Here is a 12,774-nt window from a genome sequence, read left to right on the forward strand (position 1 = left end):
GTGAGAAGCTCGACTCTTTTTGTTTGAAAATAGTTGAGATAGGGGATATTAAACAAAATCCTCTGCTTAAACGTGTAGAACAACAGGAGAGTGAGATGGTGTGAAAAACGTATCAAGTGTATTTTGGATTGTGATTGCGATCACATTTGTTGCCGTTATGTGGGGAGCTTTTTCTCCACAAACATTACAAAATGTCACAGATCAGATTCAAACATACATTACAAACGACTTTGGCTGGTATTATTTGATAGTGATTTCACTACTTGTCGGCTTTTGTCTATTCTTTATTTTTAGTCCAATCGGAAAAATTACGTTAGGAAAACCAGGTGAAGAGCCTGAATTTGGCCTTTTTTCTTGGTTTGCGATGCTATTTAGTGCCGGTATGGGAATTGGTCTTGTCTTTTATGGGGCCGCTGAACCAATCAGTCACTATGCAATTCAATCACCAACAGGTGAGACTGAAACTGCACAAGCCTTCCGCGATTCCCTTCGTTATACATTTTTCCACTGGGGACTTCATGCATGGGCCATTTATGCGATTGTCGCGTTATGCATCGCATACTTTAAATTTAGAAAAGATGCGCCTGGATTAATTAGTTCCACCTTATACCCAGTATTCGGAAACAGAATTCATGGATGGATTGGAAAAACGATCGATTGTATCGCAGTGTTTGCAACAGTAGTTGGCGTAGCCACAAGTTTAGGGCTAGGTGCCGCACAAATTAATGGTGGATTAACCTATTTATTCGGCATTCCAAATAACTTTTTGACTCAGCTCATTATTATTGCGATCGTGACTGTTCTGTTCTTGATCTCTGCTTGGAGCGGAATTGGTAAAGGTATTAAATATTTAAGTAATTCAAATATGATATTTGCTGCTATACTCATGATCTTTTTACTCTTTGCTGGACCAACTGTTTTTATTTTAAATTCATTTACAGATTCGATCGGACAATACTTATCGAATATTGTACAAATGAGTTTTAGATTATCACCAAATGATCCAGAAAAGAGAGAATGGATTAATGGCTGGACGATCTTTTATTGGGCATGGTGGATCTCTTGGTCTCCATTCGTCGGCATTTTTATTGCAAGAGTTTCGCGCGGAAGAACCATTCGAGAATTTTTAATTGGTGTCTTAGTGGCTCCTTCAATCCTCGTGTTCCTATGGTTCTCTATCTTCGGAGTATCAGCTATGGATTTACAACAAAAAAATATTATAGATGTAGCTGGTATGCCGACTGAAACGATGCTGTTTGGTGTTTTAAATCAATACCCGCTTGCCATGATTACGTCGATTTTGGCACTTATTTTAATTGCTGTATTCTTTATCACATCAGCAGATTCAGCCACATTTGTTCTAGGAATGCAGACAACCTATGGCTCATTAAATCCTGCGAATAGTGTAAAGATCAGCTGGGGCATCATCCAATCAGCTGTTGCGGCAGTGCTATTATTTTCAGGCGGACTTCAAGCCTTGCAAAATACAGCAAAACTCGCCGCCTTGCCGTTCTCCGTTGTCATTATATTGATGGTTGTGTCACTGTATAAATCATTAAATGATGAACGAAGAGCAATCAAACAGGCCAACAAAGTCAATAAACCAAGAAGTCCAAGAGTAAAAAAAGCATAAACGCTGTTTGAAAAAGCCGTTCCTCATGTGAACGGCTTTTTTCTATACAAACAATTTAAGATTGTCATGCTCTTCCACATTCCTATAAAATAATAGAATGATGTGATTCACAACATGGAGGTTTTTATGACGTTACCTACATTCAAGTACAACCCAGATCCAGTTTCGTTAAACGTGATCAAAAAAGAGCATACGACATGTCCTGTTTGTGAGAAAGAAAGAGATTACGTGTATCATGGTCCATTTTATACTGTTGAAGATGTGGAAGGAATTTGCCCTTGGTGTATTAAAGATGGATCAGCCGCTAAAAAATACGATGGCATCTTTCAAGACGATGCAAGTTGTGATGACGTCGATCAAGAGGAATATGTAGATGAACTGATCTTCAGAACGCCAGGTTATCGCGGCTGGCAGCAGGAATATTGGTTAAGCCATTGCGGAGATTTTTGCGCAATCGTCCAGTATGTCGGATGGAAAGAGATAGAACATTTAGAGGAAGAACTCACAGAAGATATCGAAGACATTTGCAGCGGCGGGGGATTAACGAAAGAGAACCTAAAACAATGGCTCGTCAACGGAGGAGACTTGCAGGGCTACCTCTTTCAATGTGTTCACTGCAAAAAGCATCGTTTATATATTGACGCTAGCTAATCAAACAAAAAGGGCCCTTCAAACAGGTCCTTTTTTGATGCCGTCTATTTTTTATATAAAATGAGTGCAGAAAAACAGTAGAGCTGTTCTCCTCCCTGCTCACAGATCACCGCTACATCGTACTTGATATCAATAATTTGGTCGTCATCCATTCCTTTTAAAAAAAGATTGATTTCGCTCTGCAAATCTTTTTCGTGTTCTTCATCAAATACAGCTACCTTTAGCACATATGCCACTCTCCCTTCTCTCGCTACTCTATCTTTATGCATATAAGGGCGGGCATATGAACAAAAAAGCCTTTCATCTCAAAGATGAAAGGTCGGACTTCTTTTACAGCTTCGGTTTTGTTTCTCCTGTCCAAGCAAGCATCCCGCCAATGACATTGGTCGCTTGATAGCCTTGGTCTTCTAGGAAATAGCAGACATTTTCACTACGTTTTCCGGAGCGGCAAATAATATAATATTCCTGCGTTTGATCGAATGCATCCAGCTTCTCAGGGATATCTCCCATTCGGATGTGGACAGCTTCTGGAATCATTCCTTCTGCTACTTCCTCGTCCTCACGCACATCAACAAGCTGAATGGCTTCTTCTTGCTCTAGCTTTTGTTTTAATTCTTCTATTGAGATTTCTTTTACTGACACGACGCTCATCTCTCCTTTTAATCACGGTGACACCATTATAGCAAATGATTCACATCACTGTGTATTCACCCGCTTCGATTGAAGGAAAGACGGCAGACGTTTCTTCACTTCGGCTGTCTGCTGATCACTTTCAAACTCTACCTTTTTGAATACTTGATAGGCCAGCCACATGTGGCCATAGGCGAGTATACTCACACTAAAGAACGGCACGATTCCCGGCAAATAAGCAAAGAGAACAAACAGCAGAGCCGAGAAAACGAGCATACAGAGTGTATATTGCAAATATGAGATACCAAGCAAAAGAGAGAATTTCAGATAGAGACGTTTTTTCCAATCATAATGAGCCAGCAGCGGAAAAATATAAAACAAGCTCACAACAAAGAGAAAACCAAAGATATAAATGGCAAAACGAAGCACATGCAAAAACCAGCTCGTTGGATAAATAAACGCAAGGTCTACATATATAATCGTCCCTATGATCAGCAGCGCCACTCCAATTAAGTTAGAGCGTACAAACTCCTCACGATACACCTTCCAAAAAGTCCGGAAAACGCTGACTTGCTCATGCCCTTGTATCCACTTTCTCATCACTGAAAATAGCGCAGTGGTCGCAGGCATCAATCCAAAGATCCCAAGCCCCAGCGTGGTGAACAGCAGCCATAGCAAATTCGTATAGGCAAGTCTCATCACCCACTCACACATTCGAAGCATTCTGCTCATTGAACCATCATGATCCATCTCTTTCCCCTCCTCTCTTTCTCATTACACCGTCTCTTTTTGAAACAATTCTTCTATTTCAATTGGGCGCTTCTCTGCAACAGACCGCCACATGCCTTCCCCAAGCGCAATCGAATAAGCACCAGCCTCTGCTCCTGCTGATATGTCATAGTGAATTAAAGGATCTTTTCCTATAAATAAATCGGCCAGAAGCAGAGGGTCTCCGCCGCCATGTCCCCCTGGCTGTTTCACGACTTCAATTGTCTCTTTTGCCCCAAACATCGGATAATAAGAAATCGTCTGTTCTGGGAATTGAAAAGGAATTCTTGATGGCACATGAAACTCATTTGTTTCAATACGCCCCTTCGTCCCATTAATGGCAAGCCGGTATCCTTCATATGGCGCTGAGAATTGAATTGAATAGCTGAGCAGAGCTCCTTGGTCATATGCCACTGATGCCACATATGTATCCTCAATGTCAATTTCCTGATCAAAAATACAGGCGTCTGGGCGATAATTTGAGTACTGCTGCGTTTGCTCCTTACCGGATTCAATATGGTCGTCCTCTACCTTTGAGCGTTCTACCCGCGGATTCCACCTTGCTTCATAATGACATGTATCCTTCACATGACATGTTCCGCAATACCTGTTTTCTCCCCCCTGCAAGGGATTCCAAGGACTTTCATTTCCGTAATAGTTCAGCGCCCCATAGGCAAATACTTGCTTCGGCTTTTGATTGATCCACCAATTGACCAAATCAAAATGATGCGTCGATTTATGAATGGATAGTCCGCCAGAGAATTGCCTCGTTCGGTTCCACCTTTTGAAGTAACTAGCGCCATGATACGTATCAATGAGCCAGCTCAGTTCAACAGATGTGACCCTTCCAATCTTTCCTTCTAAAATGAGTTCTTTGATCTTTCGATGAAATGGATTGTAGCGATAATTAAAAGTGACTGTGACCTTCCCTTTACTTTCCTTTTCTTTTTCCATCACTTTTTTGGCGTCTTTTGCTGTTGTGACCATTGGCTTTTCAGTGATGACATCGAGATCATGGTCAAGTGCCTGCAAAATATACGTGACATGTGTGTCATCCCGGCCTGCCACAATGACGATATCTGGCTTTGCTTCCTTCACCATTTGATCAAATGCACCTGCATGAAAGAACGAGATGCCCCGCAGTGATGGAAAACGCTCCTGACAAAGTGTGTACCGATGATGATCTATATCTAGGAGCCCTGTAATCTTGTAATGCTCATTGAAATCCTCTGTGAGCGGTTTAATAAACATATTGAACGCACGATGACTGAGTCCGCAAACTACGACCCGTTTCACAGTCCCCACCTCTTTTTCTATCGATTTTCACGAAGCTGTTTCATGAGAGACAGCGCCTCATTGGACTTGTAAGCATACACAGGAATAAAAGCGACCATATCTCGGTGTAATTGAAAGGTATAGCCGTTTAGCTTTTTTGTGCCTTTATTGACTTGAACCGCATAATCGACCGTTTTCCCTGTCTTTTGGTCCTCGACCGTATATGGCCCTGCCGCTTGATCATCTATGCCCATTTCTTCAAGCTGCTGAAAGCTTTCAGGATCATCATATGTTCTAAACATTTCTTCTGGGACAAGCATGATGTCCCCCTCTTTTGCGGTAATTTCAACAAGAAGCTTTTCAGGAATCGCCGGAAAGATGTGGACGCTATAAGACTCTTGTTCTGTCTGAAAAGCCTTCTCGACTAATTGATCCTTCATCCCCTTTGACATGTCAGAAAAAATCAGAACATCAATACCGTTTGTTTTCCCTTGGCAGGCTGACAAACAAAGGGCAGCGATGAAGCTGAGGAGCCATACCGCACCCCTTTTTCGCCTCTTCATGCCTTCTGAAAAACAGACAGCTTCTCTAGCTCAGTTAACGCCATAATAAAAGCGCCTGCCCCGTGCAAGTCATTTGTGCTTCGCTCTCTTTCAACGTAGTAATCATAAAATCCAGCAGATGTTCCGATACAAATATCATTGATGGTAAAATCACCGTTTTCTGTCTCAGCCGTCTTATGATGAATTAAGCCTTGGTATGCTTTCACCACATGATCGACATAACGAAGGCTGACATACCCTTCATTCATGGCTTTTGCCATGGCGTACATGAATAAACACGATCCTGAGCTTTCAAGCCAATTGTCGCTATGAGTACCTTTATCAATGATTTGATGCCAGAGACCTGTGTCTTGATCCTGGTACTTGGATACACTTTCCAGCATGTCTGTCAGCGTTTCCTTCCAAACCTTTCGTCCCTCATGCTCTTCTGGCAGATCCTCGATCATATCTGCTAATGCAAGGACATACCAGCCAAACGATCTTGCCCAAAACTCGGGGGAACAGCCGGTCTTTTGATCAGCCCATGGCATCACTTTTCGTTCGTCCCACGCGTGATAGTACAGACCTGTTTTTTCATCTTTTGTATGCTTTCTCATGAGATACTCTTGATGGATCACCATATCCACCAGTTCCTCTTCACCTCTCAGCTTTGCATACTTTAAGGCAAAAGGTCCTCCCATGTAGAGACCATCCAACCACATTTGATAGGCATAATTGTCTTTATGCCAAAACCCGCCCTCAGATGTGCGATTCAATGTGCGGTAAAGCCCCCGAAGCTTCTCCGCTGCCAGCACATACCGCTTCTCTCCCGTCCGTTCGTAAAGAGGGAATAAAATGAGCCCTGCTTGGATCGCATCAAGCTCATCTCTGCGAAATAACAGGTTTCCATACTCATCAATGAGCGAATCTGCGTAGCTTTTCACATAATTGAAATACGTCTCGTTCTTCGTTGCCTCATATAGCTTCATCACACCGCAAAGAAAAACACCTTGATGATAATGCCATCTTCCAGCTGGAGGCAGCTCAATTGGTGTATGCGCTTTCATAATTGTTTGTGCTAATTTCTCTGCATGCTCAAGTGGTGATCCCTTTTCAGTCGATAATGTCATTCTTCTTCATCTCCCTTTTTAGTAAATACCTTCTTCCCCGAATTTCTTCGCTAAACGGTTCGCCAGCATGACCAAAATGAGTCCAACGGCTGCTTTAAATAGACCAACAGCGGTACTATAGCTGAATTGTCCTTGCTTAAGACCAGCTGTATAGACGTACGTATCAAAGATTTCTGCTACTTCCCGGTTCGTTGCATTGAGTAATAAGTAGACATGCTCAAAGCCAAGCTCTAATGTGTCACCAATTTTCAAAATAAGCAGAACGACAATCACACTTTTAATGGCAGGAAGAGTGATGTGCCACATTTGTCTCAGTCTGCCGGCTCCATCCATTTTTGCTGCTTCATATAGCTGCGGATCTACCGCTGTAATCGCCGCAAGATAAATGATCGTCGACCAGCCTGCTTCCCGCCAGATCACCTGTAAAATGTACATGGGTCTGAACCATTCCTGACTAAGGAGGAAGTTAATCTTTTCCCCTCCAAAGAAAGCAATCAATTCATTGATTAACCCGCCATCTACTGTTAACAAAACAAAAGATAAGGACACGACAATCACCCATGACATGAAGTGAGGAATGTATATCATGGTCTGGACAAATTTCTTAAACAATGCCAATCTGACCTCGTTTAAAAGCAGGGCCAATAAGATCGGAATCGGAAAGAAAATCACGACATTCATGGCAAATAAAATCAGTGTATTTTTTAATAAGATGAAAAATGTTGGTTCTGTAAACAATCGAATAAAGTGTTTGAAGCCAACCCACTCACTCCCAAGAATACCGAGAAACGGCTGGTAATCTTGAAAGGCAATGATAAGCCCCCACATCGGCACATATTTAAAGACAAGAAAATAAATGAGCCCTGGCAAAATCATTACATACAAAAACTTTTGACTAAGCAATTGATTAAGTAAGCGCTTTCTCTTTTCTTTTTTCAAAGCTGCCGCAGGCATACCCTTGGCAGTGACATCCTCTGTTTTCATAGATAAAGCCTCCCCTCATGCTGATGCATGTGTTAACTGTATCTTAAGGATGAAAAATCCGTCTACAATCATATCATCAGATCATATTTACTTAGGGGAAGCTACTCAAAACGTTACATAAAACATAAGAAAATGATCCTAATCTCAGAAAATGATTATTGACAAACCTACCAAATTTTTGGATTAATAAATTAAGGGGAAAAGATTGTTCTGTTTGAAATGGGGGGTTTTATGAAAAGAAGGCAGTATAAATTTTATTACAAGCTTGTGACGTTTTTTTTCGTGCTTAGTACGATTCCTGTCATCATTGTCGGTATTTTTTCTTATCAGCATTCGCAAAAAACCGCACTCGAAAATATCTCAAATGAAAAGCTGGACAGCGTCAAACAAACGCAATCCAATATTGAGCATATTTTAAAAACAGTGGATCATTCTCTCACTCACTATGTCAGTTCGCCGCCTCTCCTTCAAACACTGGCAGAACCTTTAAATCCAGACCAATTCCAGCTTTATAATCAAGTACAGCAGGAACTAAACTACCTGCAAACCTTTGACACCGATCTTTCCAATATTACACTCGTGAGTAAAATGGAAGACTGGTACATGAACAATTCGGGACTTTATCATGTCACAAGCGGAGACCAAGAGAAAGCGCTCACCTCTTACCTCAATATACCGAGTCATTCCAGCTGGGCACTTGAAGAGAATAATCCACTTGTTGCGACAAAAGAAGGAAAGGCCTCCTTTTGCAAATACAATGTGAACTTAATCAAACAACTCCCTATGAACAGTGTCCAGAAAAAAGGGATCGCTGTCGCCAGCATTCCGAGCTGCACGATTGCTGACAATATGCCTGACTTCTCTCAATCTGACAGTATGTTTGTCATTGATACAAACGGAAAAGTGCTGCTACATAACCGCAAAGAACAAATTGGTGAATCCTTGAAGAATCAAGAGCTCGTCAAGCATGTCCTATCACGTGAAGAACGATCAGGTCAATTTAACATGAAGATCGAGGAACTAGACTATCAAATTACGTTTCAAAAATCAGACTATAACGAATGGACGTACTTATCCTTTGTTTCCATTCCAGAACTCAAGGCACAAACGAAATCAATTGGGTGGATCACCTTTATTATCTGCTTTATTTTGTTAGCGCTTTCATTACTATTTTCATGGTTTGGGTCCAGACATTTTTATAAACCAATCCGCTTGTTATATGAGTCCTTTGCACGCAATGAATCCTTTTTGCAAAAACAGCCTTTTCAAAATGAATTTGAGTTGATTGAGTCGAGTATTAAACAAATGAAGGATCAAAACAATGATTTAGAGGAACGTATTGAGCAGCAAGTCACGCACCTTCAGCAATACTTTATGGTGCGGCTATTGCTCGGAAAGCTGACAGAAGAAGAAATTAACAACCGGTTCCAAAGTTTGGGATTCCCTCAGGGCTGGTCTCATTTATCCATGCTTGTGACCCAAATCGATACGTTAAAAGGAACACCTTATGAAAAAAAGGATGCTGACTTGCTGTTATTTGCCATCAATGGACTGATCGAGCAGATGATTCCGCAAGATGAGCACCTTCAGCCAACGGTTGTCAATCAGCATCAAACGACGATTATCTTGAATCACTCAAAGTCAGATGAAGAGTTTACTGAATATTTAAACCAATTAGCGGAAACTATTCAGCAGCGCATCGAGGAAGAGCTTGGTTTATCGATCAGCATCGGGATCAGCCGCCAGTTTAAGGAGCTCACGATGGCGAAACAGGCTTACATTGAAGGAAAAGAAGCCTTAAAATACAGGCTCAAAGCAGAGAAAAAATCCATTATCTTATATGAACATATTCAGCAAGGAAAAACGTTTAAAACCCATTTTCCAAAACAGCTGCAGCATGATTTATTCGATGCGATGAAAGCAGGTGATCAAGGCAAGGCGGATCATTATTTACATGTGCTCCTGCAATCCATTTTCTCTAAAAATGCTGGACCGCATGAATACCATATCGCTCTCGCCCGTTTTTTAAACAATTTGATTGAGCTGATGCATTTGCTTGGCATTGAATTATTTGAGGTCGAAGACAACAAAATGCTGTATGATACGATTTTTGAATTTAAAACCTTTGAAGATACCGAAGCATGGCTGAAACATGAGATCATTCGGCCAATTATTGACCAGCTAGGTGCACGTGAGGACTCACAATACAAAAACATCTCAGAGAAAATCATTCATATCATTCATCAAGAATTCGACTCAGATCTTACATTGGATGAAATCGCCACACGCCTGCATTACAACCCCAATTATTTAAGCAGTATTTTTAGAAAGGAAATGGATATCTCCTTTAGTGAATATCTCTCGTCCTACAGACACCATGTCGCCAAAAACTGGCTCGTGGAAACCGATATGTCCGTCAAAGAAATTTCGGAAAAACTGAAATATAAAAATCCGCAAAACTTCATCCGTTCCTTCAAAAAACTAGAAGGCACGACCCCTGGCAAATACCGCGACCACAAAAAAGGCACATAAGACAAAAAGTCCCGCTCGCACAGGAAGCGGGACTTTTTTATTTAAATTGTTCATTTAAAATGCTGTCTTCCAGCACTGAAAGCGGCTCTCCGTACACACGTTCAATATGAGCTGCTCCCCAATCACAAAGCGCATTCAGAATTCTTTCGAGCGACTGACCGTATTCACTTAATTCATATTCCACTTTAGGCGGTACTTGCTCATACACAATTCGGTTAATCACCCCATCACTTTCAAGCTCTCTCAGCTGTTGTGTAAGCATTTTTTGTGTGATGTTTGGCATGAGCCGCTTCAATTCACTCGTGCGTTTTTTTCCATGTGTTAAATGACATAAAATCACGCACTTCCACTTCCCGCCAATGACCTCAAGGGTCGCTTCCACTGAGATATTATATTTTTTCTTTTCCATCAAATCCTCACTCCTCTTTGTGCGAACAGGCACTTTTTAGTACCTATATTACAAAAAAGTACGTACTTTTTTTTTCGTCATCTATGTTAGATAATAACTCTTGCCGATCGGCTTCGTCTATCAAAATGTCATCATAGAAGGATGTGAACACTTATTCATGAAGAAAAAGCAAAACCACTTTGCCCTTCTCGCACTAGCCATTAGTGCTTTTGCTATAGGAACCACTGAGTTCATTAGTGTCGGTCTTTTGCCGATGATTTCAGATGACTTTGGAGTGAGCGTCAGCCAGGCGGGCTGGACCGTCTCTTTATATGCACTTGGTGTGACATTCGGCGCGCCTATTTTGACTTCTCTGACTTCAACGATGAAAAGAAAGACATTGCTATTGCTCATTATGCTCGTCTTTTTGATTGGAAATACACTAGCCACGATTGCTCCGACTTTTTCAGTGCTATTAATCGGACGGGTCATTTCAGCCTTATCCCATGGAATCTTTATGTCCATCGGCTCTACGATTGCTGCAAGCCTTGTAGTGAAAGAAAAACGGGCAAGTGCGATTGCCTTTATGTTCACTGGATTAACAGTTGCTACTGTGACGGGCGTGCCATTTGGGACATTTCTTGGCCATGAGCTCGGCTGGCGGACGTCATTTGGTGTGATTGTCATCATTGGTCTGATCGCACTGATATCCAACTATTTTCTTGTTCCATCTCAATTAAAGCAAGGCGTGAAAACATCATTTAAGGATCAAGCTGTCTTATTAAAAACAAAAAGAATCTTGCTTCTATTTGTCATTACAGCAACAGGATACGGAGGAACCTTTGTCGTCTTTACGTATTTATCCCCTCTCTTACAGCATGTGACAGGTCTTGCGCCTGAGGCGGTGGCCTTGATCCTGCTTTTATACGGGATCACGATCGCAGCCGGAAATGTCATTGGCGGAAAGGCTGCTAATGAGCAGCCAATGAAAGCACTGATTTACATGTTTATCATCCAAAGCATCATTATGTTTACCCTTAGCTTGACTGCTGGATTCACGGTGCTAGGCATTGGAACCGTCATGCTGATGGGACTGTTTGCTTTCATGAATGTGCCTGGATTGCAAGTAGCTGTCGTTGACTTTGCAGAAAGATACACACCAGGAGCAGTCGACGTCGCTTCCGCTATGAATATCGCTGCCTTTAATGCCGGTATCGCCATCGGCTCATTTTTAGGCGGCATCGTGACAGATACTCTTGGGCTTGTGCATACAGGCTGGGTCGGCGGCATCATGGTCCTTATCGCAGCAATTCTCACGATGATTAGTTTTCGAATGGAACAACAAGAACAAAATCAAACCATCTAAAGGAGTTTTCAATATGAACCATTTACAAAGTACAAAAACATTAAACAATGGGATCCACATGCCAGGATTTGGTCTTGGTGTATTCAAGGTTGAAGATGGCGCAGAATTAATAGACGCCGTCAAAACAGCCATTCAATTAGGCTATCGCAGTATTGATACAGCGGCTATTTACGGAAATGAAGAAGGTGTTGGACGAGGCATACAGCTTGGTTTAGCAGAAACAGGACTGCGCCGCGAGGACCTCTTTGTGACATCAAAAGTGTGGAATGCCGATTTAGGATATGAATCTACCCTAAACGCATACGAAGAAAGCTTGAAAAAGCTTCAGCTTGATTACCTTGATCTGTATTTAATCCATTGGCCGGTTGAAGGAAAATACAAAGAAGCTTGGCGTGCACTGGAAACCTTGTATCGTGAAGGAAAAGTCAGGGCCATCGGAGTGAGCAACTTCCAGCCGCATCACCTAGACGAACTATTAAAAGATGCAGACATCATACCAGCTATCAATCAAGTGGAGTTTCACCCAAAACTGACGCAGGAAACACTCTTTACGTATTTGAACACACATGGCATTCAAATGGAAGCTTGGTCACCGCTAATGCAGGGGGAACTGCTTCATCATCCGGTGATCAAAGAGCTCTCGGACACATACGGCAAAACACCTGCTCAAATTATTTTGCGCTGGGATGTGCAAAAAGGCGTCATCACCATTCCAAAATCAACGAAAGCCCATCGTTTAAAAGAAAATGCAGACATATTTGATTTTGCCTTATCTGATGAGGATATGAAGCGCCTTTCTGACTTAAATGAAAACAAACGTATCGGTCCAGACCCAGACAACTTTGACTTTTAATAAAAACACCCCCGCTTTTTAA

At 41.8% G+C, this 12,774-nt stretch carries 13 protein-coding genes; 5 read left to right on the top strand and 8 right to left on the bottom strand.

Annotation, left to right across the window (positions count from 1 at the left end):
- The first annotated feature begins 100 nt into the window (after positions 1-100).
- A complete protein-coding gene (gene opuD, locus C6344_RS09310; protein WP_060597040.1) occupies positions 101-1,633 on the top strand; it encodes a glycine betaine transporter OpuD in 1,533 nt (510 codons plus the stop codon).
- A 126-nt stretch (positions 1,634-1,759) separates the two neighbouring features.
- The gene (locus tag C6344_RS09315; protein ID WP_106036982.1) at positions 1,760-2,284 is read left to right on the top strand and encodes a CbrC family protein; all 525 of its coding nucleotides are present in this window, start codon (positions 1,760-1,762) and stop codon (positions 2,282-2,284) included.
- Between the two features lie 44 nt (positions 2,285-2,328).
- On the opposite strand, the gene C6344_RS09320 is transcribed toward C6344_RS09315, so the two are convergent.
- The 7 genes from C6344_RS09320 to C6344_RS09350 all read right to left on the bottom strand — a co-directional run bounded on the left by C6344_RS09320 (position 2,329) and on the right by C6344_RS09350 (position 7,613).
- A complete protein-coding gene (locus C6344_RS09320) occupies positions 2,329-2,511 on the bottom strand; it encodes a sporulation protein Cse60 (protein WP_034665546.1) in 183 nt (60 codons plus the stop codon).
- Positions 2,512-2,614: 103 nt separating this feature from the next.
- Positions 2,615-2,926 (bottom strand): rhodanese-like domain-containing protein, encoded by a 312-nt coding sequence (locus C6344_RS09325; protein ID WP_066030532.1) that lies wholly within the window; start codon positions 2,924-2,926, stop codon positions 2,615-2,617.
- 54 nt (positions 2,927-2,980) lie between these two features.
- Positions 2,981-3,664 carry a YesL family protein gene (locus tag C6344_RS09330; protein WP_060597043.1) on the bottom strand — a complete coding sequence of 228 codons (684 nt, stop codon included), beginning with the start codon at positions 3,662-3,664 and terminating at the stop codon, positions 2,981-2,983.
- A 24-nt stretch (positions 3,665-3,688) separates the two neighbouring features.
- Positions 3,689-4,978 (bottom strand): Gfo/Idh/MocA family protein, encoded by a 1,290-nt coding sequence (locus tag C6344_RS09335; protein ID WP_060597044.1) that lies wholly within the window; start codon positions 4,976-4,978, stop codon positions 3,689-3,691.
- A 17-nt stretch (positions 4,979-4,995) separates the two neighbouring features.
- Positions 4,996-5,520: a lipoprotein YteS gene (locus C6344_RS09340; protein ID WP_106072889.1), complete on the bottom strand. Its 525-nt coding sequence runs from the start codon at positions 5,518-5,520 to the stop codon at positions 4,996-4,998.
- Complete coding sequence (locus C6344_RS09345; RefSeq protein WP_066030528.1) at positions 5,517-6,629, bottom strand: glycoside hydrolase family 88/105 protein; 1,113 nt, start codon at positions 6,627-6,629, stop codon at positions 5,517-5,519. Before C6344_RS09345 ends, C6344_RS09340 begins: the two co-directional genes overlap by 4 nt.
- Positions 6,630-6,647: 18 nt before the next feature.
- Positions 6,648-7,613 (bottom strand): ABC transporter permease, encoded by a 966-nt coding sequence (locus C6344_RS09350; protein ID WP_034665423.1) that lies wholly within the window; start codon positions 7,611-7,613, stop codon positions 6,648-6,650.
- Positions 7,614-7,844: 231 nt separating this feature from the next.
- On the opposite strand from C6344_RS09350, the gene C6344_RS09355 reads away from it, so the two are divergent.
- The gene (locus tag C6344_RS09355) at positions 7,845-10,145 is read left to right on the top strand and encodes a helix-turn-helix domain-containing protein (protein ID WP_106036986.1); all 2,301 of its coding nucleotides are present in this window, start codon (positions 7,845-7,847) and stop codon (positions 10,143-10,145) included.
- 37 nt (positions 10,146-10,182) lie between these two features.
- On the opposite strand, the gene C6344_RS09360 is transcribed toward C6344_RS09355, so the two are convergent.
- Positions 10,183-10,554 carry a winged helix-turn-helix transcriptional regulator gene (locus C6344_RS09360; protein ID WP_003217763.1) on the bottom strand — a complete coding sequence of 124 codons (372 nt, stop codon included), beginning with the start codon at positions 10,552-10,554 and terminating at the stop codon, positions 10,183-10,185.
- Positions 10,555-10,711: 157 nt separating this feature from the next.
- Between C6344_RS09360 and C6344_RS09365 the strand changes: the two genes are divergently transcribed.
- Positions 10,712-11,899, top strand: coding sequence for an MFS transporter (locus C6344_RS09365; protein WP_106072911.1), 1,188 nt, complete (start codon positions 10,712-10,714; stop codon positions 11,897-11,899).
- Between the two features lie 13 nt (positions 11,900-11,912).
- Positions 11,913-12,752, top strand: coding sequence for an aldo/keto reductase (locus C6344_RS09370; protein ID WP_060597047.1), 840 nt, complete (start codon positions 11,913-11,915; stop codon positions 12,750-12,752).
- Positions 12,753-12,774 lie beyond the last annotated feature (22 nt).

This window comes from Bacillus sp. GBSW19 (assembly GCF_002998655.1).
In the GTDB taxonomy this organism is placed as follows: domain Bacteria; phylum Bacillota; class Bacilli; order Bacillales; family Bacillaceae; genus Bacillus.

What these genes read in the sequence shown, in the direction of transcription:
- C6344_RS09360 (WP_003217763.1), bottom strand. Translation starts at nt 10,554, where the DNA reads ATGGAAAAGAAAAAATATAATATCTCAGTGGAAGCGACCCTTGAGGTC.
- C6344_RS09355 (WP_106036986.1), top strand. Translation starts at nt 7,845, where the DNA reads ATGAAAAGAAGGCAGTATAAATTTTATTACAAGCTTGTGACGTTTTTT.
- C6344_RS09330 (WP_060597043.1), bottom strand. Translation starts at nt 3,664, where the DNA reads ATGGATCATGATGGTTCAATGAGCAGAATGCTTCGAATGTGTGAGTGG.
- C6344_RS09370 (WP_060597047.1), top strand. Translation starts at nt 11,913, where the DNA reads ATGAACCATTTACAAAGTACAAAAACATTAAACAATGGGATCCACATG.
- C6344_RS09345 (WP_066030528.1), bottom strand. Translation starts at nt 6,629, where the DNA reads ATGACATTATCGACTGAAAAGGGATCACCACTTGAGCATGCAGAGAAA.
- C6344_RS09315 (WP_106036982.1), top strand. Translation starts at nt 1,760, where the DNA reads ATGACGTTACCTACATTCAAGTACAACCCAGATCCAGTTTCGTTAAAC.
- C6344_RS09365 (WP_106072911.1), top strand. Translation starts at nt 10,712, where the DNA reads ATGAAGAAAAAGCAAAACCACTTTGCCCTTCTCGCACTAGCCATTAGT.
- C6344_RS09340 (WP_106072889.1), bottom strand. Translation starts at nt 5,520, where the DNA reads ATGAAGAGGCGAAAAAGGGGTGCGGTATGGCTCCTCAGCTTCATCGCT.
- C6344_RS09350 (WP_034665423.1), bottom strand. Translation starts at nt 7,613, where the DNA reads ATGAAAACAGAGGATGTCACTGCCAAGGGTATGCCTGCGGCAGCTTTG.